Source organism: Micromonospora sp. CPCC 205558 (genome assembly GCF_036902955.1).
GTDB lineage: Bacteria > Actinomycetota > Actinomycetes > Mycobacteriales > Micromonosporaceae > Micromonospora.
This window is the reverse complement of sequence record NZ_JBAKHR010000015.1, coordinates 113611-140445: the sequence shown is the minus strand read 5'-3', so window position 1 is coordinate 140445 and position 26835 is coordinate 113611. Positions and strand designations below refer to the sequence as shown.

22 protein-coding genes and 1 tRNA gene are annotated in these 26835 nt (G+C 71.1%); 11 read left to right on the top strand and 12 right to left on the bottom strand.

What is annotated here, in order from left to right; translation table 11 throughout:
- Positions 1-495: 495 nt before the first annotated feature.
- The 3 genes from V6U86_RS18635 to V6U86_RS18625 form a co-directional block, all read right to left on the bottom strand.
- Positions 496-1665, bottom strand: coding sequence for a DDE-type integrase/transposase/recombinase (locus tag V6U86_RS18635; protein WP_334505060.1), 1170 nt, complete (start codon positions 1663-1665; stop codon positions 496-498).
- A gap of 266 nt (positions 1666-1931) precedes the next feature.
- A complete protein-coding gene (locus V6U86_RS18630) occupies positions 1932-3341 on the bottom strand; it encodes a sensor domain-containing diguanylate cyclase (protein WP_334505059.1) in 1410 nt (469 codons plus the stop codon).
- Positions 3342-3721: 380 nt separating this feature from the next.
- Entirely contained in the window at positions 3722-4519 is a 798-nt protein-coding gene (locus V6U86_RS18625; protein WP_334505058.1) for an alpha/beta fold hydrolase, read from the bottom strand.
- A gap of 276 nt (positions 4520-4795) precedes the next feature.
- On the opposite strand from V6U86_RS18625, the gene V6U86_RS18620 reads away from it, so the two are divergent.
- Entirely contained in the window at positions 4796-6502 is a 1707-nt protein-coding gene (locus V6U86_RS18620; protein ID WP_334505057.1) for a bifunctional metallophosphatase/5'-nucleotidase, read from the top strand.
- A 74-nt stretch (positions 6503-6576) separates the two neighbouring features.
- Here the strand turns inward: V6U86_RS18620 and V6U86_RS18615 are convergent, their stop codons facing one another.
- Positions 6577-7860 (bottom strand): MFS transporter, encoded by a 1284-nt coding sequence (locus V6U86_RS18615; protein WP_334505056.1) that lies wholly within the window; start codon positions 7858-7860, stop codon positions 6577-6579.
- 75 nt (positions 7861-7935) lie between these two features.
- On the opposite strand from V6U86_RS18615, the gene V6U86_RS18610 reads away from it, so the two are divergent.
- The gene (locus V6U86_RS18610; protein WP_442934959.1) at positions 7936-8484 is read left to right on the top strand and encodes a hypothetical protein; all 549 of its coding nucleotides are present in this window, start codon (positions 7936-7938) and stop codon (positions 8482-8484) included.
- A 116-nt stretch (positions 8485-8600) separates the two neighbouring features.
- Here the strand turns inward: V6U86_RS18610 and V6U86_RS18605 are convergent, their stop codons facing one another.
- The 3 genes from V6U86_RS18605 to V6U86_RS18595 form a co-directional block, all read right to left on the bottom strand.
- Entirely contained in the window at positions 8601-10040 is a 1440-nt protein-coding gene (locus tag V6U86_RS18605) for a hypothetical protein (RefSeq protein ID WP_334505054.1), read from the bottom strand.
- A gap of 314 nt (positions 10041-10354) precedes the next feature.
- Positions 10355-10431 (bottom strand) — tRNA-Pro (locus tag V6U86_RS18600).
- 74 nt (positions 10432-10505) lie between these two features.
- Positions 10506-11399: a metallophosphoesterase gene (locus V6U86_RS18595; RefSeq protein ID WP_334505053.1), complete on the bottom strand. Its 894-nt coding sequence runs from the start codon at positions 11397-11399 to the stop codon at positions 10506-10508.
- A gap of 25 nt (positions 11400-11424) precedes the next feature.
- Here V6U86_RS18595 and V6U86_RS18590 point away from each other — a divergent pair, with 25 nt between their 5' ends.
- Positions 11425-11880, top strand: coding sequence for a GatB/YqeY domain-containing protein (locus V6U86_RS18590; RefSeq protein ID WP_030328082.1), 456 nt, complete (start codon positions 11425-11427; stop codon positions 11878-11880).
- Positions 11881-11977: 97 nt separating this feature from the next.
- Here V6U86_RS18590 and V6U86_RS18585 read toward each other — a convergent pair whose 3' ends face one another.
- Positions 11978-14413: a penicillin-binding protein gene (locus V6U86_RS18585; RefSeq protein ID WP_334505051.1), complete on the bottom strand. Its 2436-nt coding sequence runs from the start codon at positions 14411-14413 to the stop codon at positions 11978-11980.
- A gap of 407 nt (positions 14414-14820) precedes the next feature.
- On the opposite strand from V6U86_RS18585, the gene V6U86_RS18580 reads away from it, so the two are divergent.
- On the top strand, positions 14821-15141 hold the full coding sequence (locus tag V6U86_RS18580) for a WhiB family transcriptional regulator (protein ID WP_210780772.1): 321 nt from the start codon (positions 14821-14823) through the stop codon (positions 15139-15141).
- Positions 15142-15147: 6 nt separating this feature from the next.
- Here V6U86_RS18580 and V6U86_RS18575 read toward each other — a convergent pair whose 3' ends face one another.
- From V6U86_RS18575 to V6U86_RS18565, 3 genes are read right to left on the bottom strand one after another with little or no spacing between them, the layout of a single operon-like run.
- On the bottom strand, positions 15148-16299 hold the full coding sequence (locus tag V6U86_RS18575) for an ArsA family ATPase (RefSeq protein WP_334505050.1): 1152 nt from the start codon (positions 16297-16299) through the stop codon (positions 15148-15150).
- Positions 16300-16353: 54 nt separating this feature from the next.
- The gene (locus V6U86_RS18570) at positions 16354-17331 is read right to left on the bottom strand and encodes an ArsA-related P-loop ATPase (protein WP_334505049.1); all 978 of its coding nucleotides are present in this window, start codon (positions 17329-17331) and stop codon (positions 16354-16356) included.
- A gap of 26 nt (positions 17332-17357) precedes the next feature.
- Positions 17358-18074 (bottom strand): Rv0361 family membrane protein, encoded by a 717-nt coding sequence (locus tag V6U86_RS18565; protein WP_334505048.1) that lies wholly within the window; start codon positions 18072-18074, stop codon positions 17358-17360.
- Positions 18075-18427: 353 nt separating this feature from the next.
- Here V6U86_RS18565 and V6U86_RS18560 point away from each other — a divergent pair, with 353 nt between their 5' ends.
- The 7 genes from V6U86_RS18560 (at position 18428) to V6U86_RS18530 (ending at position 26371) form a co-directional block, all read left to right on the top strand.
- Positions 18428-18910 carry a hypothetical protein gene (locus V6U86_RS18560; RefSeq protein ID WP_334505047.1) on the top strand — a complete coding sequence of 161 codons (483 nt, stop codon included), beginning with the start codon at positions 18428-18430 and terminating at the stop codon, positions 18908-18910.
- A gap of 46 nt (positions 18911-18956) precedes the next feature.
- Entirely contained in the window at positions 18957-19112 is a 156-nt protein-coding gene (locus V6U86_RS18555) for a DUF4177 domain-containing protein (protein ID WP_007466198.1), read from the top strand.
- Positions 19113-19167: 55 nt separating this feature from the next.
- Entirely contained in the window at positions 19168-19629 is a 462-nt protein-coding gene (locus tag V6U86_RS18550) for a RidA family protein (protein WP_334505045.1), read from the top strand.
- A gap of 123 nt (positions 19630-19752) precedes the next feature.
- The gene (locus V6U86_RS18545) at positions 19753-20589 is read left to right on the top strand and encodes an MBL fold metallo-hydrolase (protein WP_334505044.1); all 837 of its coding nucleotides are present in this window, start codon (positions 19753-19755) and stop codon (positions 20587-20589) included.
- On the top strand, positions 20586-24233 hold the full coding sequence (locus V6U86_RS18540) for an adenylate/guanylate cyclase domain-containing protein (protein ID WP_334505043.1): 3648 nt from the start codon (positions 20586-20588) through the stop codon (positions 24231-24233). Before V6U86_RS18545 ends, V6U86_RS18540 begins: the two co-directional genes overlap by 4 nt.
- Positions 24234-24358: 125 nt before the next feature.
- Complete coding sequence (locus tag V6U86_RS18535) at positions 24359-24862, top strand: hypothetical protein (protein ID WP_334505041.1); 504 nt, start codon at positions 24359-24361, stop codon at positions 24860-24862.
- Positions 24863-24892: 30 nt separating this feature from the next.
- Positions 24893-26371, top strand: coding sequence for a serine/threonine-protein kinase (locus tag V6U86_RS18530; protein ID WP_334505039.1), 1479 nt, complete (start codon positions 24893-24895; stop codon positions 26369-26371).
- Here V6U86_RS18530 and V6U86_RS18525 read toward each other — a convergent pair.
- A complete protein-coding gene (locus V6U86_RS18525; RefSeq protein WP_334505038.1) occupies positions 26358-26699 on the bottom strand; it encodes a hypothetical protein in 342 nt (113 codons plus the stop codon). The genes V6U86_RS18530 and V6U86_RS18525 overlap by 14 nt on opposite strands.
- Positions 26700-26835 lie beyond the last annotated feature (136 nt).

The window sequence follows — 26835 nt, the reverse complement described above, 5'->3', positions numbered from 1 at the left end:
TGCCGCGCTCGGTCCGTTCCGTCCGGGCTCGGTCCGGCCTTGCCGCGCCCGGCTTGGTCCGCGCGGCCCTGCCGCGCTCGGTCCGTTCCGTCCGGTCCTGCGCGGCCCTGCCGCGCTCGGTCCGGTCCGTCCGGTCCTGCGCGGCCCTGCCGCGCTCGGTCCGTTCCGTCCGGTCCTGCGCGGCCCTGCCGCGCTCGGTCCGGTCCGTCCGGTCCTGCGCGGCCCTGCCGCGCTCGGTCCGTTCCGTCCGGTCCTGCGCGGCCCTGCCGCGCTCGGTCCGGTCCGGTCCTGCGCGGCCCTGCTTGCGCTCGGTCCGGCCCTGCCGGCGCTCGACGATCGTGCATATTGGGGCTTTTGGCCCGATTTCATCGGGCGGTCAGGTGACTGAAGGTTCCCCGATCTGTAGATCTTGGACACTTTCCGTTCCGACCGAACTGTGCTGTCCCGATACATGTGTCAAGGGGAAGTCCCGATAGATGTGTCAGGTGTTGTTGATCAGGCTGCTCGGGTGAGGGTGGTGTAGGTGCGGTCGGGGGTGAGGTGGAAGTGGCCGAGGGGTTGGCCGTCGTGGTGGTAGATGGTGATGCGGTTGTGGTCGCGGATGGCGGTGACGGTGGTGCCGGCGTGGGTGGTGCCGACGCTGGTGCGGTGTCCGGCGACGCGGATGGCGCCGGTGTTGGCGACGAGGCAGTGGTGCAGGGTGGCGTCGGTTTGTATGGGCAGGCTGGTTGGTCCGCCGAGGCTGGGTGCGTTTGTCCATGCCTGGGCGGGGGTGGTGCGTCGTGGTAGGGCGCTGTGGCGTCGTTGGGTGTTGTAGTAGCGGCGGTAGACGTCCAGTAGGTTCTGCAGCTCGGCGCGGGTGCCGGGGGTGGGTTGGGTGGTCAGCCATTTTTTGAGGGTTTGGTGGTGGCGTTCGACTTTGCCGCAGGTTTGTGGGTGGTAGGGGCTGGAGTTGATCGGTCGGACGTTGTGCTCCAGGAGGCACTGAACGAACGTGGAGATTGATCCGGGTCGGGTTAGTCGGCTGGTGAACGCGGTGCCGTTGTCGGACAGCACGATCGCGGGGACGCCGTACTCGGTGAAGGCTTGCCTGAGCGCGGTGAGGGCGCCTTCGGCGGTCTCCGCGGACGCCGCGTGACAGCCGACGAGGGTTCGGGTGCAGTCGTCTAGGACGTCGAAGACCGCGGCGAGGCTGCCGTCGGCGAGCCGGACGTTCGTGGCGTCGATCTGGTAGCAGTCCCGGGGCCGGGCATAGACGAAGCGCCGAAACGAGCTGCGCGGCCGTTTCGCCGGGTTCCGCTCGAGCAGGTCATGCCGGGCCAGGACCCGGTTGATCGTTGACCGTGCGGGCACCCGCCACCCGGGACTGGTAGCGGCGTGCAGCGCGATCAGGGCGTCGCGGATGAAGTCGGCCCCGTTGTCCAGACCGAGATCGGCGCGCAGCTTGCAGATCCAGGCGTCCAACTCCGGTGGCGTCACCCGCGGACTGCTCAGCGGCCGCCGGGACCCCTCACGCCACTCGCCCACGTCCCGGATCCGCGCCTGATGCCGGTACACGGTACGCACCGACACACCATGCTCACGCGCGAACTCGGCCGCGTTGATCCGCACCCCAGCAGCCAACTGGGCATCGAGCAGGTTCATGACACGCCGCCGAGAAGCCATGCCCGGCACCATCTACCAGCACACCCAAGATCCCTACCAACTGACACATGTATCGGGACTTCAACACTGACAGATGTCATGGGACTGAATAGTTCCGACCGAACGGAAAGTGTCCAAGATCTACGCTGGAAGGGTCCAGCGAGGGCCGGCGGCCATCGAGCTGATCTAGTGGCCGCCGCTCGGCGCGCCCCCTCTGGCTGCAGCGCAGGCTGCGCCTGCACTACCGCCTGCCCCACGCGGACAGCGTGGACGTGCGCAGCGGCCGATCAGGCGGCGGACAGGTGCACGCCGTCTCGGCCCTGGCGTTTCACCGCGTAGAGGGCCTGGTCGGCTCTTCTCAGGGTGCGTTCGGGAGTTTCGCCGGGGCGGGGCAGCGCGACACCCACGCTGATCGTGCGGCCGATGCGTCGGGCCGCCTCGGTCAGCCGTTCGGCGATCCGGACCGCCTCCTCCGGGCGGCTCACCTCGATCACCGCCACGAACTCGTCGCCGCCGATCCGGTACAACTCGTCGCCGTGCCGCAGCGCCGCCTCCAGCGCCCGGGCCAACCCGACCAGCACCCGGTCGCCGGCCTGGTGGCCGTACGTGTCGTTCACGGTCTTGAAGCCGTCCACGTCGATCGCCAGCAGGGCCGTACGCCCGGGGGTGGCCTCCGCGATCCGCTGCCCGAACGGGCCGGTGTGCCGCAACCCGGTCAGCGGGTCGGAGCTGGCCTGCTCCCGCAGCCGGGCCAGCGTGCGCAGCCGGTCCACGCTCGTCCAGGCCTGCCCGGCGAGCAACTCCATCAGGCTGACCGTGGTCGGGTCCGGGCGCAGCTCACGTTCGTCGGCGACCAGCAACATCCCACCGGCGTCCGTCGGCCCGACCGGCACGGCAACCAGCGTGCGTACCCCCGCCCGGGTCAGTGCACGGTAGTCCTCGGTCGGGGGATGCCCGGCCTCGCCCAGCGTGTACCCGGCGCCGTACCGGTGTGCCCGGTCGACCATCCGGTCCAGGGCGGCTGGACCTGCCCCGGCCAGCTCGGCACGGATCCGGGTCTCCAGGTCGCCCGGTGTCGCCGGGGACGGGCCGAGCTGACCGCCGATCAGCAGCAGCGCGGTGGAGAGAGTGGAGACCTCCCGTGCGGCGCGGGCCGCCGCCCGCATCACCTCTGCCTCGGTCGCCGCTGAGGAGAGCGCGGCGGTGTGCCGGAGCAGTTTCTCGCTGCGGCTCTCCGCTGGTGGGCCACCGAGGGCGGCGATCCGTGCGCCGAGCCCGTCGGCCACCCGCTGCGCGGTCTCCCGCCACGGCTCCAGGTCGGTCGGCTCACTCCACTGCAGGTCGAGTACGCCGACCGCCCGGCCCGTCGGGTCGAGCACCGGTACGCACAGTTCGGCGGTCACGTCCGGGCGTATCGGTAGGTAGTCCGGGTCGACGGTGACGTCCGGGACGACGGCGGGAACGCCGGTGGCGTACACCCGGCCGACGATGCCGGTCTGTGCCGGCACGGTGGCGAAGACCTGCCAGGCCCCGGTCGCCGCGACGCAGCGCAGGCGGTCGTGGACCGCGAGCAGCACGGAGATGGTCGCCCGGGTGTGGCGGGACAGCGCGGTGACCGTCCAACGACACGCCTCTGGCGTGCTCGACGCCATCGGCAGGCGGACGGTGACGTCACGGATGACTCGCTGATGATCCACTCGCACGTCGTTCCAGGTAGGGGAGGGGCCCGGCCGACGCCGAACCGCTCGATCAAGCGTACTCACGGCGGCGGGGACCGGCCCGTCTTCGTACACACGTGCTATCCACAGGCTGTGGACGCGGCCTGTGGACGCCTGCCTACCAGCGCCGGCGCCGGTAACCAGGTCTCCGGGATGCCGTGCCTGGCGATAGCGTGGACCGTCCCGGCGCCGAGGAGGCGAGCCGGCGCTCATCGCCCAGCTCAGTGATCACACCTGACCACCGGCAACCATGACGACCGCGAGTCGAAGCGCTCGTCCCCGGCAGCGACGGTGGCCAGCTCGGCGAGGAACAGCTCGGCTGACCCACCGGCTCGCTGCTCGGCCGTGCGCCGGTGCCGTCAACCGAGTAGGAACTCGCGCAACACCGGGGCCAGCGTCGTCGGCGGCACGTCGTGGTAGCCGCCGTCGAGGCTGACGGACCGGCCGCCCGGGACGGCCTCGGCCGCCGCCCGGCTCGCGTCCCGCAGCCACTGTGGACTGCCGGTGCTGTCTACTCCGAGGGTCGGCGCGGTGATGGTCGCCAGCCGGTCGGCGGGGAATCGCCCGCCGGCGGTGACGATCGCGTCGTACACCAGGGTGTGCGCGACCGCCGTCAGCCCGCCCCACATCGGTTGCGACCGCATCCCGGTGATCTGCTCGGCCGGCAGCCCCACCGAGGCGCTGAGGAAGGTCTCCACCGCGCTGTCGCGGTCGTCGGCGGCGATCAGCTCGATGAGCTGCGGGGTGATGTCCTTGCGAACGCCCACGTGCGAACCGACCTGAAACGGTGGCTCGAACAGGACCAACCCGGTCACCGGCAGGCCCTGGGCGGTGGCGAGGGCGGCCAGGACTGCACCGGAGGAGATGCCGTAGACGGCGGCTGAACCACCAGCCGCCGCGATCAGGGCGGCCAGGTCGTCGATCTCGCGACCGACCTCGTACGGTGCTGTGTCGCCGCTGTAGCCGCGCCCCCGACGGTCGTAGCCGAAGGCGGTGAAATCCGGCGCCAACGCTGCACCCAGGTCGCGGGTCGCGTTGCGATCACTGAACGCGCCACCGACCAGGATGACCGCCGGCCCGGCACCGGACCGCTCGAACGCGATGGGCGTGCCGTCCGCCGATCGCACCTGCTCCACCACGGGTGTCGGTCCGCTCACGATGCCCCCTGTCCACGTTGACTGTCCTGTCCTTTCTAGACCCTCGGTCCGACACTGTCCGCCAGACCGCGGTAAACGGTGATCGATTCCGGTTTCGGCGTACGCGCTGCTCCGATGTGCTGCTCGGGTCGACCGGTCGGCGTCCGGATGAGAGGCTGTCGGGGCGGGGGGCCGTGCTCAACCGCCGCCATCCGCGACACTTCCGACGGCGTCAGTCGGCGGCCCGGTCGACCCAGAGGCCGGGCACCGTACGCGCCGATTCTCACGAGGAGATCCATGTTCATACCCGGGATGCGTCGGGCCGCTGTCGGCCTGACCGCGCTCGCGGTGGCCGCTTTCGGCGCGGTCGCCACCAGCCCTGAGCAAGCCGACGCGCGGCCGAAGCCGGTCGACGTCACCCTGCTCGCCCTGAACGACTTCCACGGCAACCTCGAACCGCCGAGCGGGTCCAGCGGCACCATCGCCGGGCAGACCGCCGGCGGTGTCGAGTACCTGGCCACCCACCTGGCCGAGCTGCGCGCCGCCGCCAAGAAGAAGAACACCATCACGGTCGCCGCCGGTGACCTGATCGGCGCCTCGCCGCTGCTCTCGGCGGCGTTCCACGACGAGCCGACCATCGAGGCGCTCAACATGGCCGGGCTGGACTACGCCAGCGTCGGCAACCACGAGTTCGACGAGGGCGCGACCGAGTTGCTGCGAATCCAGAACGGCGGCTGCCACCCGGTGGACGGCTGCGGCGACGGCACCCCGTACCGGGGGGCCGATTTCCAGTACCTGTCCGCGAACGCCTTCAAGACCGCGACCGGCAAGCCGCTGATGGCGCCGTACGCGATCCACAAGGTGCAGGGCGTCAAGGTCGGCTTCATCGGCATGACCCTGGAGGGCACCCCGCAGATCGTCAGCCAGCAGGGTGTCGCCGGCCTCACCTTCGCCGACGAGGCGGACACCGCCAACCGGTACGCTCGCGAGCTGCGCCACAAGGGCGTGGAGGCGATCGTCGTCCTGCTGCACGAGGGCGGCACCCAGGCGGCGACCGGTGGGATCAACGACTGCGTCGGCATGACCGGCCCCATCGTGGACATTGCCAACCGGATGGACCCGTCGATCGACGTGGTGGTCAGCGGGCACACCCACCAGGCGTACAACTGCAACATCAACGGCAAGCTGGTCACCAGCGCCAGTTCGTTCGGTCGCCTGGTCACCGATATCGACCTCAAGATCGATCGCCACAGCGGGGACGTGGTCTCCGCCGCCGCGAACAACGTCGTGGTCACCCGCGACGTCGCCAAGGACCCGCGGCAGACCGCGCTGATCAACCGGTACAAGACGGTGCTCGGCCCGGTCGCCGGACGCCAGGTCGGCGTGACCACCCAGGCGATCACCCGGAGCCAGGAAACCCTCTTCGGTACGAGTCTGGGCGAATCGCCACTGGGCAACCTGATCGCCGACGCGCAGCTCGCCGCCACCGACGACGAACAGAACGCGGTCGCCGCCTTCATGAACCCGGGCGGGGTGCGGGCCGACCTCGACGCCGGCCCGGTCACCTACGAGGAGGCGTTCACGGTCCAGCCGTTCGCCAACAACCTGGTGACACTGGACCTGACCGGCGCGCAGCTCTACTGCGTCCTGGAGCAGCAGTTCGTCACCGGTCGGACCCTGTACCCGTCGGCCACGGTGGGCTACGTGGTCGACCCGGACGGCACCACCGGCACGGTCGCCGACCCGTGCGCCGGCACCCGCGTGGTCCGCGGCAGTCTCACCTTCGCGGGCACCCCGGTCGACACCGCCACCACCTACCGGGTGACTGTGAACAACTTCCTGGCTGGCGGCGGTGACGGCTTCAGCGCCCTCACCGGCGGCACGAACCTGGTCACCGGCCAGATCGACCTGGACGCGTTCGTGGACTACCTGACCGCTCAGTCGCCGGTCTCCGCACCGACCCTGGACCGGATCCGCACCACCGCCGAGGTCCCCGCCGCCTGACGGCCGACCCCGCGATATCGGGCCCCGGAGCACCAGCTCCGGGGCCCGACCCGTCCAGGTACCTGGGTCTGAGGTCAGGCCAGGGTGGGTGTGCGGGCGGGGGACGCCGGGGCGGCGGTGACCAGGCCGTCCTGCTCGGTGGTGAGCAGCCGGCGCAGGGAGAGCGCGACCAGCGAGGCGACCAGGCAGCCGCCGACCACGAACGCCACCCAGACCATGCCGTTGGCGGCGCCGATCAGCGGGCCGGCGGTCACCGGGCCGATCACCCCACTGATTCCGAAGATCATCGAACTCATCGCGTTGTACCGGCCACGTAGCTCGTCGGTGGCCAGCGCGTTGGTCAGTGCGGGCATCACCGGGGACAGCATCGTCTCGCCGAAGCCGAAGATCGCCGAGCAGAGCACCACGAAGAGGGCGGCCAGCACGGCACTCTCACCACTGACCAGTCCGGCCGCGCCCAGCACCAACCACGCGGCGGCGAACACCGCCCCCACCACCGCCAACGCCCGGGTGCGGCTGCGCCCCTCGATGCGGCGGATCACCACCAGCTGCGCGAGCACGATCATCACGGTGTTGGCCGCGAGCGCCCAGGCCACGACCCGCGGGTTCACCTCGGCCACCCGCACCGCGAACGCGGCGAAGCCCACCTCCACCTGCGCGTACCCGCAGGTGGTGAGGATCAACCCGAAGATCACCAGGCGCCGGAACGGGCGATCACGCAGCACCGTCAGATAGCCGCCGGGCGACGGCTCGTCGACGCCTCGACGTTTGCCGAGTCGGTGACCCACGCCGGGCAGGGTGAGCAGGATCAGCGCCGGCATCAGGTAGGTCACCGCGTCCAGCACGTAGATCGTCTGGAAGGTGCCGGGCCGGGCGGTGTCGACGATCGCGCCGGAGGTCATACCGCCGATGCCGATGCCGAGGTTGAGCAGGGCGAAGTTCAGCCCGAAGACGCGCTGCCGCTCATCGTCGTCGGTCAACGACGCGAGGATGGTGTTCTGCCCGGACCAGATCGCCGAACTGCCGATGGCGATCACCGTCATCACCAGCAGGGCCGAGCCGGTCGAGTGGACCAGCGCGAGCGAGCCGGTGCCGATCGCCTCGATCAGCAGACACGGGACGACCACCCGGCGGGCGCCGATCCGGTCGATCAGCGTCCCGCCCAGCGGCGACAGGGCCAGGGTGACCACGCCGTACCAGCCGATGACGAGCCCGGCACGGGTGTCGGTGAGCCCGCGTACGTCGGTCAGGTAGATGAACAGGAACGGCAGGGTCAGACCCCGCCCGACCGCCGACAGCAGGGTGCCGAGGAGGAGCCGGCGAGCTTCCGAACGGCGGGGCAGGGCACGACGCAGCATGCCGGCATTCTGTTCGGTGGGTCTGACGCCGCGCGAATCGTTTTGACCACGCCTCGCGCTCACCAGGACCGTCGGGTGACCAATCCCACGCTGATCCACTCACCGTGGTCGCGGTCGGTGGGTGTCCGCCTGGTCTGCGATGCTGGCGCGATGACCGGGACCTGGCGACACCTGCCCGCTACCGCCCGCGCCATCGCGGTGACCGCCACGACGGCCGTCGCCGCCGCCCAGGCACGCGACGGTGGGGCGTACGACGAGGCGGTCAGCGGTCTCGCCGCGGACGAGCGTTCCGGCCTGGTGCTCGGCGCGGTGGTCCGGTTGCTGCTGGAGGAGAGCCATCCGGACGGGTTGACCGGCGACGACATCCGGCAGGTGCTGACCCGCTGCGTGCAGGAGTCCGTGCGGTGGCGTTCGGATGTCGACCCGCACGTGGTGCTCGTCCTGCTGGCCGGCGCATTGGGGGTGTACGACCCCGACGGCGACGAGTCACCGCCGGACGCGGGGGCCCTGGCCCGACACGCCCCGCTGCTCGTGGCCGACCTGTTGGCGGCGACGAGCGTGCCGTTGGACGACTACCTGGCCGCCGCGTTCGCCGAGATCGAGCGCACCGAGCGGCAGGACTGACCGGCGCACGAGCGCCACTGGGAAGGCGCGGAACTCCCTACGTACCTGGGAACGGGAGCGACACACGGCGTACCCGGAAGTGGCCCGGTCGTTCGGACCGGACCACTTCCTCGCGGTCATTCCAGGTTCCAGGCGTCCGTCTCTGGTGTTCCTTGCGCACCCTCGTCAGACACTTGTGCGCTGGCGAGTGTCCTGCCGGAGGCATCGAGCGCCTGCACGACGATGCCCGCAGTGGGTCGGGGCACTGTCAACGCCGCTCCGGAGCCGCTGGCCGGAGCCCTCGCCACCTCCCGCCCGTCCTGCAGGGCGCGCACCGTGGTGGCGGCGGACGGCGTCACCACGAGCAGGAACTGCTGACCCTCGCCACCGACCGCGTCACCGTCGATCGGCACGGCCAGCACGCTTGCGGGATCGGTCGGATCCGTCGTGACGGCGAAGGAGGTGCCGGTGCTGATCACGCCGTCGGACCTTGGTTGATCGGGCTCGATCGTCACCTCGCCGACCCAGCTGCCATCGACTGCGGGAGCAGCCAGGACCGTCACCTGACCGTCCGCCACCGACGGTCCGCCGACGGTCGGGACGCCAGCAACGTGCCCGCCCCACACCACGCTCGGAAGGGCGGTCAGGCGGTAGCCCGCCGACTGGGTCCACTGATACACCAGCTCTCGGGCACGCTGCTGCGCCTTGACAGTCCCCCGTACGCGGGACATCGCGGTCGTGAACTGGGCGTCGGTGATCGGCTTGGGCGCCAGCGAGCCCGGCCCGGGAGTTATCTTGCGCGTCACCTTGCCGCAGTTGACCCGCCACCACTCGGGTCGCTGGGTCTGCGGCGTGCGGATCAGGTAGGACCCGGTCGGCTCCGAGGCCCACTGGAACTCCTTGCCGTTGAGCACCGGTGACGTGAGGAAGACGCAGCCGGCGGGTGCGATCGCCACGTGTATCGCCTTTCCCGGACCGGACGGGCCGTCCACAGCAAGGCTTTCGTAGGGCTCCAAGCCGTCGCTCGTGCCTCGAACAGAGCCGGTGCTGGCGAGCTTCTCGGCGCTGGCGTCTTTCTCGGCGACGAGCCACAGTGCGGCGCTGGGCCAGCCGGTGACAGGGTCGGGCTGGTCGCGGACGAAGGCGGCGAGCGCGATCCGTTGGTCGTCGACGTCTTCGACGAAGAGGATCTTCACCGCGTTCACCGGCACCGTCAGGTTGGGAAAGTCTCCCCGCCGCTGGGCGCCCAACAGGATGTCGGAAAGCTGGCGGACATAGCCGGTGTCCTGGGCGACGGCGCCGCGTGGCGGTGACTGAAGCAGTTTGTCCGACCAGGCCACCACGGGTGCGATGGACTCGTTCGAGTTCGCTGGTGGTGGCTGCGTGATCCGGGCCGGGCCGGCTATGGCGAAGGCTGTGCCACCCACGGAGACCACGAGGGCCAGGGCCAGCCCTCCGACGCGTTGCTGCCGCGTCCGTCGATATCGCGCCCTGACCCGACCGTACGGATCCGGCTGCGGGGTCAGCGTGCTGCTCAGCTCGGCCAGGGCCCGGCCCAGCTCCTCGTCGACCCTCATGGCGTTGCCCCGGATCTTCGACCCGCCGCCACCTACGCATCACCTTCACCAGCGCCGTCTGCACCAGATCCTCGGCATCCTGCGCCGAGCCGCTGAAGGTGGTACGCCACGCGCAAGAGATCCATGTAGCGCGTGTCGACGAACTCTCGGAAATGCTCGTCGTCAACTGCCATAAGCCCCCGCCTTGATTGGTTACCTGTCACGACCCCGTCGAGGGGCAGAAGGTTGAAAGGGGGCGGCGAGGATGGGGTCAACGTGCTCACCCAGGAAGCACTAGAGGGCACATCCATGGATCGGATGTGCCCTCTTACCTCTGGTCGGGGTGGCCGGATTCGAACCGACGACCTCTTCGTCCCGAACGAAGCGCGCTACCAAGCTGCGCCACACCCCGAGGCGTGCCGACAAATAGTAGCCCACCCGCCCCGATGGTCAAACTCGGTACCCCCGCCGGGCGGTGGGCGGGCTTCAGCGGGGGATGAGGGTGAGAATGCTGGCCTCCGGGGGGCAGGCGAAGCGGATCGGGGCGGTCGGGTGGGTGCCGAGGCCGGCGGAGACGTGCAGCCAGGAGTCCGAGCCAGGCCACCGGTGTAGACCCTTCGCCATCGACCGGGGCAGGCCGCAGTTGGTCACCAGCGCCCCGAAACCCGGTACGCAGACCTGACCACCGTGGGTGTGCCCGGCCAGCAGCAGCCCGAAGCCGTCCGCCGCCATCTGGTCGAGCACCCGCGGCTCGGGCGAGTGGGTCAGCGCGATGGAGAGGTCCGCCGAGGACGACACCGCGCCGGACACGGCGGGATAGTCGTCCCGTTCGATGTGCGGGTCGTCGACGCCGACCAGGTCGAGCTGTCGGCCGCCAGCCTTCACCATGGTCCGGGCGTTGTTGAGATCGGCCCAGCCGGCGCCGGTGAAGACCTGACGCAGCTCCTCGTAGGGCAGCTCCACGCCCTCGGTGTACTCCCGGTCGGGCAGGAAGTAGGTGAAGGGGTTCTTCAGCACCGGCCCGGTGTAGTCGTTGGAGCCGAAAACGAACGCGCCCGGGTAGTCCAGCAGCGGTTGCAGGGCCCGCAGCACCCCGGGCACCGCACCCGGGTGCGCCATGTTGTCACCGGTCACCACCACCAGGTCGGGGTCGAGGGCGGCCAGCGACGCCACCCAGCGCTGCTTGCGCGCCTGGTCGGGCATCATGTGCAGGTCGGACAGGTGCAGCACGCGCAGTGGCTCCGCGTCGGCCGGGAGCACCGGCACGTCGTACCGCCGAAGGGTGAACATGTTGCGCTCGATGAGCGACGCGTACGCGAGGGTGGCCGCGCCGACCGTGGCAGTTCCGGCGGCGAGCCGGAATAGTGTGCGCTTTCGCATGGCGTTCAGGGTAGTTTGACCGTCCATGAGCACGCTGAAGGACCGCCTCACTGCCGACATGCGTTCCGCGCTCAAGGCGCGCGACGAGCTGACCACCTCCACGCTGCGGATGGCCCTGGCCGCCGTCGGCACCGCCGAGGTCGCCGGCAAGGCCAAGCGCGAGCTCACCGATGACGAGGTGCTCGCGGTGCTGACCAAGGAAGCCAAGAAGCGTCGGGAGGCGGCCACCGCCTTCGCCGACGCCGGACGCGCCGAGCAGGCCGCGAAGGAGAGCGCCGAGGGTGAGGTGCTGGACCGCTACCTGCCCAAGCAGCTTTCGGACGCCGAGTTGACCGAGCTGGTGTCGGGGGCGCTCGCCGCGGGCGGCTTCACCGGCAAGGCCCAGATGGGCCCGGCGATGAAGGCAGCCCAGGCCGCGGTGGCGGGCCAGGCGGAGGGTGGCCGGGTGGCCGCCGAGGTACGCCGACAGCTCGGTCTCTGACTCAGCAGGGCGGTTGTCTCAGCCGCTCGCTGGTCCGGACAGACGAACGGGCGGGCACCCGAGGAGGGTGCCCGCCCGTTGTGCGCTACTCGTCGGCTCAGCCGCCCGGACGGCCGCCGCCGGGTCGACCGGGCTGGTTGCCGCCCGGGCCGCCCGGGGTGTCGTCGTCGTTGTTGCCCGGCGTGCCACCGCCGCCGCTGCTGACCTGGATGGTGACCACACCATTCTTGATCGTGCGTCCGTCCGGGCTGGTGCCGGCCGCCTCGCCGGCCTTGCAGGAGGACGGCACCTTCGCGCTGGAGACGACCGGCTCGAACCCGGCGCCCTTGAGCCGGGACTTCGCCTGCTCCACCGAAATGCACTTCACGTCGGGGATGCTGCGCTGGTCACCCTGGGAGATCTTCTGACCCGGCGCCTCGAACCGGATCGGCGTCTTGCCCTTCATCGCGTCCCGCAGCGTCTCCCAGACCGGCGGGTTGATGCCGTCCTGCTCCTTGTGCTTCATCTGCACGTTGGTCTGCGGCCAGTCCGGGTCGGCCATAATGCCGGCGACCGCGTACTGCTTGGTCATCGCGACCAGTGCGGCGGTCTTCTCCGAGTCGGTGGTGCCGGACTTGCCGGCCACCGGAAAACCGACGTCGCCGCGGACGTTGCCGGCGGTCGCCCCGGCGCACCGGGAGGACGTCGACCTGTCACCAACCGGGCAGCGGGCAGCGTCGACGGCGGCGCGGGCCACCTCGGTGCTGAACCGCTTCTCGCAGCGCGGGTTGGCGACGTCCAGCTTGTTGCCCTCCGGGTCGCGGATCTCCTGCACCGGGATCGGTTCGCAGTACTTGCCGTCGGCGGCCAGGGTGGCGTAGGCGTTGGCCAGATCCAGCGGGGTGGTCTGCGAGACGCCCAGGGTGAAGGCGCCCCACTGGTGCGCGCCCTTCTCCAGGTCCAGATCTTCCTGGGCCCGGAAGTTGATGCCCAGCCGCTTGGCGGCCTTGACCACGTTTTCCGCGCCGACCTGCTGCTGGAGCGGCACGAAGTAGGTGTTCACCGAACGACCGAACGCGCTCCACATGTTGTGGACGCCGGCCATGCTCTCGGTCGAGTTGGTGGGGCAGTAGAGGCTGGTCCCCGGGCAGGCCGCCGGGCCGGGCCGGATGATGTATTCCGACCTGAACTGCTTCGGCGCGTTGATCGTGTAGCTGAGCGGGATGCCCTTCTCCAGCGCCGCGACGATGGTGAAGATCTTGAACGTCGACCCGGCCTGGTAGCCGGTGATGCCGTCACCGCCAGTGAGCAGCGGGTTGACGGTCGCCGGGTAGTTGCCCCGGATCTTCTTCTTGCTCTTCGCGGGATCGCTGGAGAGCTTGTTCTTCGGGTTCTTCGGGTCGTCGAGCTTGAACTGCCGGTTGACAGCGAGCGCCCGTACCCGGCCGGTGCCCGGCTCGACCACCGCGACCATTGCCGCTTCCTTGCTGTTCACGCTCTTGGCCTTACGGACCGCCTTGTCCGCGGCGGTCTGCGCCTGGACGTCGATCGTGGTCACGACGTTGTAGCCGCCGCTCTTCAGCCGGCGCTCCCGGTCGTACCTGGTCGAGCCGAACGTCTCCTGATCCATCCACCAGCGGTAGAAGTAGTCGCAGAAGAAGCCCCACGCGTTGACGTTGGCGGCGACGCAGCCGTTCGGGGTGCGCTTGTCCTTCACGACCAGCTTCGTCGCCTTGGCGGCGTCCGCCTCCTGCTGGGTGATGGCCTTGATGTCGACCATGTTCTGGATGACGTAGTTGCGCCGATCCAGTGCGAGCGGGTAACCCGCCTCGGTGGTCGGGTCGTTCGTCGTCGGCGCCTTGACCATGCCGGCCAGCAGCGCCGCTTCCTCGATCTTCAGCTTGCTCGGCGGCTTACCGAAGTAGACCTGGCTGGCGGCGTAGATGCCGTACGCGCCGTTGCCGAACGAGGCGAGGTTGAGGTAGCGGGTGAGGATCTCGTCCTTGGAGAATTCCTTGTCGACCTGGAGGGCCAGCCGCATCTCGCGCAGCTTGCGGGCGCTGGTGTCCTCGGTCGCCGCGACGACGTCCGCCGGGTGGGTGGCCGAGTAGGCGATGGCCAGCCGGACGTACTGCATGGTCAGCGTCGAGGCGCCCTGTCGGCCGGAGCCCTCGCTCTGGTTGTTGACGAACGCGCGGGCGACACCGTTGATGTCGACGCCGTTGTGCTTGTAGAAGTCGTGGTCCTCGGCCGCGATGATGGCCTTCTGCATGGGCACCGAGATGTCGGGGAGCTTCACGTCCCGCCGGTTCTCGTCGTACATCGTCGCGAGCGGGGTCTTGCCGTCCGAGGCCAGCAGGTAGCTGATCTGTGGCGCGCGGGCCACCGTCAGCTCCGTGGGCAGGGCACCGAAGGTCTCGGCGCCGGCTTTCGCGGCCAGGCCGGACATCGCTACTGCGGGGAAGGCCGCCGCAGCGACCACCACGCCGGCCAGGAGGCCACACACGAGTAGCGATGCGGCGTTGGTCAGCACATTGTGGTCACGTTTCCGCATCCAGGTCACCTCGACAGGGTACGCGAGTAGGGAACGAGGGGCGCTGGGGCGTTCTTTCCCCATTTCCTGCGCGCGCTGCCCTCGTTGTGCTAAACGCACGACCCCCGGTACTCGGTTGCGTGTGACCTGGCGTGAGTCTCCTCCGATTCAGTGAGGCGGCGCAGCGTTATCGCTGACCTCGGCGGGGTAACCGGCGGTCGAAGGCCCGGGAAGCCGGGAGTGTCCGAAATGATGGATTTCGTCGACAACGTTGCGTAATCAGTCGACTACAGAGCATGATGGGGGCGGCGACAGCGCCACATGTCGTCCGCGCCGCCTTGGGGAAGGCAGGCCGGGCGATCGGGGGGAATTGCCGGCTGACGTGCATCGACGAGGTCGGTAGGTACTGCAAGGGGGGACGTGTACACATGGGCATGATCACTGACTGGCCGTCACTGGCGGCATGTCAGAACGGGGACCCGGACGCGTTGTTCGTACAGGGCGCCGAACAGAACGTGGCGAAGCGGATCTGCCGGAGCTGCCCAGTTCGGTACGAGTGCCTGGCCGACGCGTTGGACAACCGGATCGAGTTCGGTGTGTGGGGCGGCATGACCGAACGCGAACGGCGGGCGCTACTGCGTCGTCACCCGCAGGTGACGAGCTGGCGCAAGATGTTCGAGGCCGCGATGAAGAAGAACAGCAAGGACAAGACCGGCAAGGACAAGATTCTCGTCAGCGCGGCCAACTGACGCCGGTCACGGCCGGCTGATCGCCGCGCCGATCGTCCGTAGCCCGTCGACGTCGTGCACGTCGGCGGGCTGCGCCGTGACCGAAACCGCCGCCACGTTCGGGAACTCCTCGGTGAAGCGCGCGGCGACCTGCTGCTCGCGTACCGCCTGGCGAGCCAGCGCCGCGTGCGCCCGCAGCACGTCGGCGGTGGCCTCGTGCCCACCCAGCTCGGTCAGCCGCTCGGCGGCGACCCGGCTCTGCTCGGCGTCCAGCCCCGGGACCGCCGGGCGGTGCACCCGGTTGAGCACCAGGCCGGCCAGCGGCATCCGCTCGTCCCGCAGCCGGCCCGCGAAGTAGGCGGCCTCCCGGACCGCGTCCGGCTCCGGCGTCGCGACCAGCAGGAAGGCCGTCTCCCGCGCCTGTAGGACGCGGTACGTCTGCTCGGCGCGCTGCCGGAAACCACCGAACATCGAATCCAGTGCCGCCACGAAGCCGGACAGGTCGGTGAGCAGCTGCGCGCCGAGCACCTTCTGCACCACCTTCGAGAACATCCCGAACGAGGCCGTGACCAGGCTGAACATGCTCCGGCCGCCGCTGCGCGCCGGGGCCAGCAGGAGCCGCAGCATCCGGCCGTCGAGGAAACGGGAGAGTCGAGCCGGCGCGTCCAGGAAGTCAAGTGCCGAGCGGGACGGTGGGGTGTCTACCACGATCAGGTCCCATTCCCCCCGGGCGTGCAGCTGGCCTAGCTTCTCCATCGCCATGTATTCCTGGGTGCCGGCGAAGGTCGAGCTCATCGCCTGATAGAACGGGTTCGCGAAGATCTCCGCGGCCTTCGTCGGGTCGGTGTGCTGCAACACCACGTCGTCGAAGGTGCGCTTCATGTCCAGCATCATGGCGTGCAACTCGCCGCCGCTGCTCTCGACGTCGATCCCCTTGACCTGGCGAGGGGTGTTGTCCAGCTCGGTCAGGCCCAGCGACTGGGCCAGCCGGCGGGCCGGGTCGATGGTGAGCACCACCGTGCGCCGGCCGTGGTGCTCGGCAGCCCGCAGCGCCAGCGCCGCGGCCGTTGTCGTCTTTCCCACCCCGCCGGCACCGCAGCACACGACGATCCGTACGCCCGGATCGGCGAGGATCTGGTCGACGTCCAGCTGCGGCGCCGCGTCTTCGGAAGGCACCAATCGAGCGTATCGGGCCGGTGGGGTCCACGCGCCCGTGCTGCGCTCAGGTGTGAGTCATTCGGCGCGGACGAGGGCCTGAGTCAGCGTCGCGAGCCCCGCTCGGTCCACCCCGTCGGGCAGCAACGGCAGCTCGACCATCGGCAGCCCCAACTCCACCAGGTCGGCGCGGAGCGAATCCTCCAGTTCGCGACGAATGAGCTGGTCGCGTGCCTCATCGTGCAGCCCGGCGACGATGTCCCGATCGGCCGGCAGCCCGGCGGCGACCAACCCGCGCTTCAACTCCGCGGCGGTGACCGCCTGCCCGGTGGGCAGCGGGGGTCGGACTCCGTTGACGAGCACCTTCCCGACGCTGAAGCCGAGGGCGGTCAGGTCGGCGATCGCGTCGACCGTCTCCTGGATCGGCATCTCCTCCAGCAGCGTGACCACGTGCACAGCGGTTATCGGGGACCGCAGCAACGCGGCGACCCCCTCGCTCTGGGTCTTGATCGGGCCCACCTTGGCCAGCCGGGCGGTCTCCGCCGTCACGTTGAGGAACCGGCCGATCCGCCCGGTCGGCGGAGCGTCCAACACCACCGCGTCGTACGCGCGCCGCTGCCCGGTGGTGCGGGTGGTGGCCTCCTTCACCTTGCCGGTGAGCAGGACGTCCCGCAGGCCGGGCGCGATGGTGGTGGCGAAGTCGATGGCGCCGAGCTTGCGCAGCGCCCGGCCCGCCGCGCCCAGCTTGTAGAACATGTCCAGGTACTCGAGCAGCGCCTCCTCGGCGTCCACCGCGAGCGCGCGCACCTCACCGCCGTCCGGAGCGTCGGCGAGGTGCCGCTCCTCGTAGGGCAGTGGATCGATGCCGAACAGTTGGGCGATGCCCTGGCGCCCCTCGACCTCGACCAGTAGGGTGCGCCGGCCACCGGCGGCGAGCCCGAGGGCCAGCGCCGCCGCCACGCTGGTCTTACCGGTGCCGCCCTTGCCGGTCACCACGTGGAGACGGGCGGGCCATCCGGCACCGGCCGGGTCGATCGGGCGCTCAGCTGCACACACCCGTCGAGCCTATCCAGGCGTGCCGGTCACGCGACCTCGCAGACCCACCAACCCGTCTTCTGCACCACAGTGAAGCGCAGTTCCTGGTCGGCCACCTTCTCGTCGGCGGTGGTCATGGTGAGCCGGGTGGAGACGGTGGCCCGTTCCCCGGTCTGGTTGTCCACCTTCGGGGTGGTCCACCGGAAGCGCGGGTTCTGGTAGGTGGAGGCGTACTTCTCCACCTCCGCCACCTTCGCGGCGATCTTGTCGTCGTCGCGGGCTGCGGCGCAGACGCGACTGGCCGCCTTTGTCGCGTCGCGGTCCTTGTAGATCGCGGTGAGGAACTCGTCGACGGCGACCGCTGGCTCCTTGGCGCCCTCGCCGGTCTCGGCATTGCGCAGGGTCAGGAAGGTCACCACCCCGCCGCCCACGCAGAGCACCATGATCACAACCAGTGCGATCGCCGCGATCAACAGGCCGCGCTTCTTCTTCGGCTCGACGGTGCCCTGGTAGGGCGGGTAGGCCGGCGGGGGCGGGGGGATCGACGAGGGGTTCGGGGCGCCCGACGTCGGCGCGGCGGCCGAGGTGGGGCCGGCGGGGAGCGCCGGCCGGGCGGGTGATGCGGGGAGGGTGAGCTGCCCGGGCGGCGGGGTGGGGGTCGGCTGGTTGGGGACGGCCGGCGTGCCGGGCTGACCGGCGGGATCCGGGTGGGCCGGCGGGTGAGCGGGTGTGCCGGCCTGGTCGCCGCTGGGCGGGTGGGTCATGTCTTTCCCCCAGGGGTGCGGCGCCCGCCGCCACCCCTGGCGCCGAGCGTGATCGAGCGGGCGGCCGGGCGCTGCGCGACCGTCCGACCGGAAGGGTAGCGGTCGATGAGCCGGTCGGTGTCGCCCCTGCCTGCCGGGCGGTCGAGCGATGCGCTGAGCGGTACCCGCGTCGGTTCCGGTGTCGGGCCTCCGACCTGCGGTGTGTCGCATATGTGACTGTTGATGACCTCTTGTGCGCGTCCTGTTGGCGGGACTGCGGCCACAGACCTACCTTCGTCCCGGTGCGGGGGTCGGAACGGACGAATGGGTCCGGGCCGGAAGCATGGTCCGAGAGGTACGACCGGAGGCAGTGCATGCGCGACGCGGACAACATTCCTCGTACCCACTTCCCGACGAACGACCGGCCTCGACGGCCCGGGTTCGTGGTTGAGGCCGGCGGGCAGGTCAGCAGCCAGCCGATCAACGAACGGTCGTACCGCCGGATGCCGGAGCAGGCGGAGACCGCCCGGGTGCCGAGCCAGCCCGTCGAGCGGACCCGCGACGACGACGAGCCGGGCTTCGTCATCCACCTGCCGATCCGGGTGCCGAACCTGGCGGCGGCGACGGTGCTGGCCGGTCGGGTCGCGGAGTCCCTGGGGTTCCTGCCCGAGCTGGACGCCGGCGAGACCACCGTGTCCAACGCCGACGACCAGAACAACCGGCACCGGGTCTTCTGTGACCTGCTGCTGCCCGACCGGTCCCGCTGTCCGCAGGGATACGGGCACGAAGGGCGCTGCGGGGAACTGCCGGCCGCTTCGGAGCAGCGTCCCGTACCTCGTCCGGCCAGCGGACCGTAGGCTGTCCCTCGAACAAAATTCCGCACCGAGAGGGAGCCCTTCAGCGATGCAGAAGTGGGAATACTCCACGGTCCCGCTGCTGGTCCACGCGACCAAGCAGATCCTCGACAACTGGGGCGAGGACGGGTGGGAACTCGTCGCCGTGGTCCCCGGCCCGAATCCGGACCAGCTGGTCGCCTACCTGAAGCGGCCGAAGGCGTGAGCGCGAGGAGTGCAGCGGAGCGGAGCCCCGCAGTCGCGAACAAGAAGGTGGCGCGGTGAGCAACGGTCCGCACGGGAAGCTCGCCGAGCTCGGTCTCGAACTGCCCGAGGTCGTGCCTCCGGTGGCCAGCTACGTCCCGGCCGTGCAGTCCGGGCAGCACGTGTACGTTTCCGGCCAGTTGCCGATGGCCGAGGGCAAGCTGCTCGGGACCGGCAAGGTCGGCGCCGGGATCTCCGCCGAGCAGGCGAAGGATCTGGCCCAGCGGTGCGCGCTCAACGCGCTGGCCGCAGTCGACTCGCTGGTTGGCCTGGAGAACGTGGTCAAGGTGGTGAAGGTGACCGGGTTCGTGGCCTCCGCGCCCGGCTTCACCGGTCAACCCGCCGTGATCAACGGTGCCTCCGACCTGTTGGGCACCGTCTTCGGGGAGGCCGGCCGGCACGCGCGCAGCGCGGTGGGTGTGGCCGAGCTGCCCCTCGACGCCCCGGTGGAGATCGAACTGATCGTCGAGGTCGCCTGACGCGTTCCCCTCGCCCCGCGATCTTGCACTTTCTGCTCGGACGAAAGCCCTGAACAGGGACGAATCAGGGGCAGCAAGTGCAAGATCGCGGGGTGTGGCGGGCGGGGTCGTACGATCGCAGCCATGAGCGGGCACGTGACGGGGGCGGTAGCGGCGCTTGCCGACGAGTTGCCCCGCTGGGTTTCACTGCTGCGTGCGCCCAACCCGGGGCCGATGACCCTCGACGGCACCAACACCTGGGTGCTGCGCGCACCGGCGGCCGAGTACGCCATCGTGGTCGACCCGGGGCCCGCGGACGAGGGCCACCTGACCCGGATCGCCGAGCACGGTCCGATCGGGCTGATCCTGATCACGCACGGCCACCCCGACCACACCGAGGGCGCGGCGCGGCTCAGTGAGCTGCTCGGCGGGGTGCACGTCCTCGCCGTCGACCCGGCGCACACCGTCGGCGGTGAGCCGCTGACCGAGCCGGGCGAGCAGCTCGGCGGTTTCGGCCTGAAGATCCGCCTGCTGGCCACGCCGGGGCACACCGCCGACTCGGTCTGCTTCCTTGTCGAGCACGACGACGAGCGGGTGGTGCTCACCGGTGACACCATCCTCGGCCGGGGCACCACCGTGGTCGCCCACCCCGACGGGCACCTCGGTGACTACCTGACCAGCCTGGGGCTGCTGTCCGCGTACCGGGGGATCCCGGCGCTGCCCGGACACGGCCCGGCGCTGGCCGACTGCGCTGCCGCCGCCGATTTCTACCTCGCCCACCGTCGGGCCCGGCTCGATCAGGTCCGGGCGGCGGTCGCCGCCGGCGCCCACACCCCCGCCGACGTGGTGGCGACGGTCTACGCGGACGTGGACCGCTCACTCTGGTGGGCAGCCGAGTGGTCGGTCCGTGCCCAGCTGGAGTATCTGGGCGTCGACACCGGGGAATCCCCGCCCGGGGTCAGTGGGTTGGAGCACATGTGACCTGCCCCGTGTGTGGAACCGTTGCCGTTCCCGGCGCGCGGTTCTGCCACAACTGCGGTGCCGCGCTGCCGGCCGCCGCCACGTTGCCGGCGGCCGAGCGCCGGGTGGTCACCGTGCTCTTCGGTGACCTCTCCGAATTCACCTCCTGGTCGGAGGACCTCGACCCGGAACGCGTGGGCGCGGTCACCGACCGGGTGCTCGCCGCCCTCGCCGGCGCGGTGAAGACGTTCGGCGGGCACGTCGACAAGCTGACCGGTGACGGCATCATGGCGGTCTTCGGCGCCCCGGTGGCGCACGAGGACGACGCCGAACGCGCCGTCCGGGCCGCCCTGTCCATGCAACGGGCCGTCCGTCGGGTGCTCGACGACGAGCGCGGCGGCGGCGCGCCGCTCGGGCTGCGGGTCGGGCTGAACACCGGCGACGTCATCGCGGGCATCCAGGCCGCCATCGAGTACACGGTCATCGGCGACACGGTGAACACCGCGGCCCGGCTGGCCGACGCCGCAGCGGTCGGGGCCGTCTACGCCGGTGGACGGACTGCCGCCGCCACCAGACACGTCTCCTCCTGGCGGGCGCTGCGCCCGCTGCGGCTCAAGGGCAAGCGGGAGCCGGTCGAGGCGTACGAGCTGCTGGGTCTGCTGGACGCGCCGGGCACCCGCTCGGGGCTCGGCGACGAGGCGCCGTACGTCGGTCGGGAGACGGAGATCGGCCGGGTCGCCGGCCGGCTCGCCGAGGTGATCGACCAGGGCGACCCACGGGTGCTGCTGATGACCGCCGAGGCGGGTATCGGCAAGTCCCGGTTCGCCGCCGAGGTGGAGCGCCTCGCCGCCGGGTACGACGTCGGCGCCGGCCGCTATGCGGCGCACACCGGGGCCCGGGTGCTCTCGGTGCGCTGTGCCGCGTTCGGTGAGCGGCGACGGCTCGCGCCCCTGGCCGACCTGGTGCGGGCCGCTGTCGGTCTGCCCAGCGACGCGTCGACAGCGCTGACCCGCCCGGCGGTGGAGGAGCGGCTGCGTCGGCTCGGGCAGCGACTCGCCCGCTCCGGTGCGGAGACCGCGCCGATCGCCACCGAGCAGCTGCTCGCCCTGCTCGGCTATGCCGAACTCCCGGCGCACGGTGGCACCGACAGCGGCGAGTGGGGCGGAGTGGGCACTCCGGCCGCGGACGCCGAGATGGTGCCGAACGCCGTCGCCGACCTGCTCAGCGGGCTCGCCTCGGAGGCCCCGCTGGTGATCGTGGTGGACGACCTGCACGATGCCACCGCCGAGACGATCAGCGCCCTCGGGATGACCCTGTCCAGGCTCACCGGCCCGGTGCTGGTGCTGCTGCTCGGCCGCCCCGAGTTGGTGCGGACCGCCGGCGCGCTGACCCGGGTCGCGGACGCCGAGGTGCACTCCCTGCCGCCGCTGCGTGGTGCCGACGCGGCCCGGCTGCTCACTACTTACCTCGGTGGCGGCAAGCTGCCCCAGGCGGACACCGACCGGTTGCTCGCCACCGCGCAGGGCAATCCGTTCTACCTGGCTGAGCTGGTCACCCTGCTGATCGAGCGGGGTGCGCTCACCACCGAATCGGTGCGCGGCGCAGCGACAGTCCGCGGTGGTGGGGTGGAGCGGTCCGGTTCCGGCGAGCGGGAGCAGAGCGCGTCGGCCGGCTGGCGGTTGGTGCCGGGTTCGTTGGGCAGCCGGTTGCTCTCCCGGGATCTCGCCGCCGTGCTGGCGGCCCGGATCGACGCGCTGCCGCCGGACGCCCGGTCGGTGCTGCGCGACGCGGCGGTCACCGGTGACATGGTGCCGATCGGCGCGCTGGAGGCGATGCGCGAGCAGCGGGCCGGGCGCGACGGCAGGCCGTCGGCCGTGGTCGCCGTCGAGCTCGACCGGGCGGTCGAGGAGTTGCTGCAACGGCGGATGCTGCACCGCTCGCGTGCCGGCTACTCGTTCGCGACACCGCTCATGCGGGAGGCCGCGTACGCCGGGGTGAGCAAGGCCGAGTTGGCCGAGCGGCACGCCGCGCTGGCCCGCTGGGCGGCGCCGGCGGACGAGGCCACGGCAAGCACGGTGGGCGGGTTCACCGACGAGGCCCGGGACGACTTCGTGGCGACGCACGTCGAGCGGGCCGCCCGGCTCGCCGACGCGGTGAAGCTGCGTCCGGACGCGCCGGCCCGGGCGGTGGTGCCGCTCGGCGTCGCCGCGCTCGGCCGCGCCGCCCGCCGGGCGCTGTCCGCCGGTGAGCCGGCGATGGCCGTCGAGTACGCCGAGCGCGCCACCGAACTGGCCCGCGACGGGGTGCCGGCAGTCGACAAGGTGGTGCACGCCCGGGCGTTGCTCCAGGTCGGCCGGGTCTCCGACGCGTTGGCGTACGCCGAGAAGATCGCCGCGAACGCGGGGGACGAGGCCACCCGGGTCAGCGCCCTGCTGCTGGCGGGGCAGGCCCAGGAGACCCTCGGCGATCAGGGTCGGGCGGTGACCGCCTGGCAGGAGGCGTTGCAGGTGGCCACGGAGGGTCAGCTGCCCACGCAGCGCGCCACGGCCATGCGCCGGCTCGGCATGGCCGACTTCGTGGCCGGGCGGCTGAGTCAGGCGAGCAGCCGGTTGGCGGCCGCGTACCAGATCAGCCTCGGCGTCCAGGACCGGCGCGGGCAGGCGTGGTCCCTGCAGAACCTGGCCTGGGTGACCACCACCCGGGGTGACTTCGCCGGCACCGATGCGGTGCTCGGCCGGGCCGCCCGGCTCTTCGCCGAGCTGAAGGACCCGTACGGGCGGGCCTGGCTGCGCGGCACCACGGCGTTCGCCCGGCTGCTCGCCGGCCGACTGCGCGAGGCGTGTCGGATGGCGCAGGTGTTCCTGCCGTTCGGCGAGCGGGTCGGTGAGGCGTGGGCGGTGGGAACGTTGCGCGCGGTGGCGGCGTTCGCCACGGCCGAGCTGGGTGACCTGGCCGAGGCGGACCGGGAGGCCCGGCGGGCGTACCGGGAGTTCGCTGCCGCCTCCGACGACTGGGGCCGCGGTTTCGCCCTGGTGGTGCGGGCGGTGGTGGCGCGCGGGTTGGGCGAGCCGGAGCACGCTGCGGACCTGCTCACCGACGCCCTGGCGTACGCGGAGCGCACCTCGCATCCGCTGCTCACCGGGATGGCCGGGACACTGCGCGGCTTCGTCGCGTTGGACATGGGCGACTGCGAGACGGCCGAGCGGGTGGCCCGCACGGTGCTGACCGCCGTGGAGCCGCACAACCCGCAGGCCCCGGCGCAGGTGGCGCCCCGGGTGTTGCTGGCGACGGCCCGTCTCGCCGCTGGCGACTCGGCGACCGCCGTCGGGCTGCTCGCTCCGGTGGCCACGGCCGCCGCGAACGCGCCCTCGCTGCTCTTCTCCCGCCGCCAGACGATGGCCCAGTACGCGGCGGCGCTGCTCGCTCACGGTCAGCGGGAGCAGGCGTTGGACTGGGCCAGTCGCGCGGTCGGCGCACCGGCCGAGGACGTGCGCAGCCAGGTGATCGCGGCGAGTGTGCTGGCCGAGGCCTTGGCCGCCTGCGGACGCCCGGCGGAGGCGCTGTCCTCTGCGGAAGAGGCGGTCCGCCTGGCGTACGCGACCGAGCAGCGCAGCGAGCGTGCGGCAGCCGACGCCCTGCGCGCCCGCCTGAGCGCCCTGGTCTGACCCGCTCCCCGAGGGTGCAGGTTCTGCCGGTTCTGGGGATGTGGTGTGCGGGGTGAACGGCTAGCGTGTCACCACCGCGTGCGGCTCCACAGTGGTGACCGTCGCCGTGCCTGGGGAGGCCCTTCATGAAGCTGCCGCGATCCATCGCGGGCTGGACCATCGCGGTCTTCGGCGTGTTGGCGCTGGTGATGGGCGCGGTTGGGTTGCTCTGGCCGGAGGCGCAGCTGCGGATGCTCGGGTTCGAGGTGCCGGCGACACGTGCCGTTGGTGATCACACCGGGACGTTCCTGCTGGCGTCGTCGATGGCGGCCTTCAACATGGGCGTCTACTACCTGCTCGCCACGGTGACCGAGTGGCGGGCGTTCTACCGGTTCACTGTGGTCTTCCGACTGGTCACGTTCACCGTGTTCACAATCGCGGTGCTTGCCGACATTGCTCCCGACCGGTTCTTCGGGGTGGCGGCGTGGGAAGGGCTGGGGGCCGTGGCCACCGCCGTCGGTCTGCGGCTGGATGCGCGCCGAGGCATTCCGAACGGCGGGATCGCGTCGTCCGAAGGCGCCGGGACGGCTGCGGTCGCTGAGGAGGGTACCGGTCCTGCCGGTGCGCCTCCGGCGGACGCGGTGCACTGAGCCATCGGCCGGGTTGGGTATTTTCGAGCGGTGACCGACACCCCGACCGGCGGCCTGCGAGTGCCGATCGTGCCCGGTCTGACTGATTTGCGGGTCTTTGCCCGGGGCGGGTACGCGACTGTCTACCAAGCCACCCAGATCTCCGTGGGCCGTGAGGTCGCCGTCAAGGTGGAGAACCGAACGCTGGACAGCGAGCGGGATCAGGCCCGCTTCCTGCGCGAGGCGCGGGCGGCCGGCCGGATGTCGTCACACCCGCATGTGGTGGACCTCTTCGACGTGGGGGTCACCGTCGACCAGCACCCCTACCTGATCATGGAACTCTGCGACGGCTCGTACGCCGAACGGATGCGCACCTCGCCGCTGGGCCCGGTGGAGGCCCGCGACCTGGGCATCAAGATCGCAGACGCGTTGGCCCACTCGCACGCCGCCGGGGTGCTGCACCGGGACGTGAAACCGGCGAACATCCTCCACTCGCACTTCAACTCGGCGGTGCTCGCCGACTTCGGGCTCGCCGTCCTCGCCGAGCACCGGGACGCCTCGGTCACCCTGGAGGTGCTCACCCCGGCGTACGCGCCGCCGGAGATGTTCAACCACAGCCCGCCGTCGCCGGCCGTCGACGTGTACGCGCTCTGCGCCACCCTCTACGCGGTGATGCACGGCCGGCCGCCGCGCTGGCAGTCCGAGCGCAACCCGAGCCTGGTCACCGTGCTGGAAATGTTCAACCAACCGCTCCCCGCCCTGCCCGGGGTGCCGGACGAGCTGATCGACGTGCTGCGCGCCGGCATGGCCAACGACCCGGTCGAACGCCCGTCGGCTCTGGAGTTGCACGACCTGCTCGCCAACCTGCCACTCGGCTCACCGGCGACACCGGTCAGCGGTGGCGCGACGCTCTCCGGCCCGTACGCGGCCAGCCAGCCGGTACCCCGCCCGCCCATAGAGGACACTCAGCCGAATCTCCCCACCGGTCGGCGTTGGCGGCGCTGGCTCTTCGGCGGCGTCGGGGTGCTCGCGCTGGCCGCCTCCGCGACCGCCGGAGCCTGGGTCGCCGACCGCACACCACCCGCCCCGTACCCGTCCGCCACCCAGATCGCCGCACCGGCGACCGGGCCGCTACCCGGCTGCGCGACCGGCGCCGGTGTGCCCACCGCCCTGCCCGAGGGTGCCCGGTGCCTGCCCGAGCTGGAGTGCTTCGGCCCGATGCGGATCCGCGGCAACCGCGCCGAGGCGGCTCGGCTGTCCTGCGCCGGCCCACACACCTGGGAGACGTACGCCGAGGGCATCCTGCCGGTGTCGTTGGTCGGCGCCGACTACGACGAGGTCGCCGCCGCTGAGCCGGTGCGGCAGGTGTGCAGCGCCACCACGTTCCGCTTGACCACCGGGATCGCCGAGGCGACCGGCTGGCACCTGGAGGTGCTACCGCCGGTCGACGGCAGCATCGACCGGACCTACCGGTGTCTGGCGGGGCGGGGCGTGGACGCGCTCACCGCGCCCGCGCTCACCGGCCGCTGAGCCCGTTCGACCCGCGTCGGCGGTCACGCACCGCACGCAAAGCGTCCCGACTGTCCAGGGCGTCGAGGGTGTCCGCGTCGATGCCGTACGGCATCAGCTCGGGCGGCCCGACGGCTGCCGACCGGTCCACCGGCTCCGGCTCGTCGACCTGACGAGCGGCGGAGATGGCGACCCCGGTGACCATCAGCATCAGCACGCAGAGTAGCGCGAGAACCACGCCGAGGAAATCCTGTCGGCGCCACACGACCAGCATGACCAGCGGCGCAAGGGCTCCCAGCGCCGCGAGCACCGCCACTGTGCGCGCATCGGGTCTGGACAATCGGCTCACCCGTCCAGCATGTCGTGACGAGGCCCGCTGTCAACCGCGGAGCCGGCCGCCGCGCCGATCGACGTCAATCCGACCCACCCGCTCGACATGGTCCACGGCACCCGTACGGAATGGACAAGAGCGGCTACTCTCGGTG

Bases quoted from the DNA above. Each gene is read 5' to 3' on its own strand.
- V6U86_RS18635 (WP_334505060.1), bottom strand. From the start codon at position 1,665: ATGGCTTCTCGGCGGCGTGTCATGAACCTGCTCGATGCCCAGTTGGCT.
- V6U86_RS18620 (WP_334505057.1), top strand. From the start codon at position 4,796: ATGTTCATACCCGGGATGCGTCGGGCCGCTGTCGGCCTGACCGCGCTC.
- V6U86_RS18615 (WP_334505056.1), bottom strand. From the start codon at position 7,860: ATGCTGCGTCGTGCCCTGCCCCGCCGTTCGGAAGCTCGCCGGCTCCTC.
- V6U86_RS18605 (WP_334505054.1), bottom strand. From the start codon at position 10,040: ATGAGGGTCGACGAGGAGCTGGGCCGGGCCCTGGCCGAGCTGAGCAGC.
- V6U86_RS18595 (WP_334505053.1), bottom strand. From the start codon at position 11,399: ATGCGAAAGCGCACACTATTCCGGCTCGCCGCCGGAACTGCCACGGTC.
- V6U86_RS18590 (WP_030328082.1), top strand. From the start codon at position 11,425: ATGAGCACGCTGAAGGACCGCCTCACTGCCGACATGCGTTCCGCGCTC.
- V6U86_RS18585 (WP_334505051.1), bottom strand. From the start codon at position 14,413: ATGCGGAAACGTGACCACAATGTGCTGACCAACGCCGCATCGCTACTC.
- V6U86_RS18580 (WP_210780772.1), top strand. From the start codon at position 14,821: ATGGGCATGATCACTGACTGGCCGTCACTGGCGGCATGTCAGAACGGG.
- V6U86_RS18565 (WP_334505048.1), bottom strand. From the start codon at position 18,074: ATGACCCACCCGCCCAGCGGCGACCAGGCCGGCACACCCGCTCACCCG.
- V6U86_RS18560 (WP_334505047.1), top strand. From the start codon at position 18,428: ATGCGCGACGCGGACAACATTCCTCGTACCCACTTCCCGACGAACGAC.
- V6U86_RS18555 (WP_007466198.1), top strand. From the start codon at position 18,957: ATGCAGAAGTGGGAATACTCCACGGTCCCGCTGCTGGTCCACGCGACC.
- V6U86_RS18545 (WP_334505044.1), top strand. From the start codon at position 19,753: ATGAGCGGGCACGTGACGGGGGCGGTAGCGGCGCTTGCCGACGAGTTG.
- V6U86_RS18535 (WP_334505041.1), top strand. From the start codon at position 24,359: ATGAAGCTGCCGCGATCCATCGCGGGCTGGACCATCGCGGTCTTCGGC.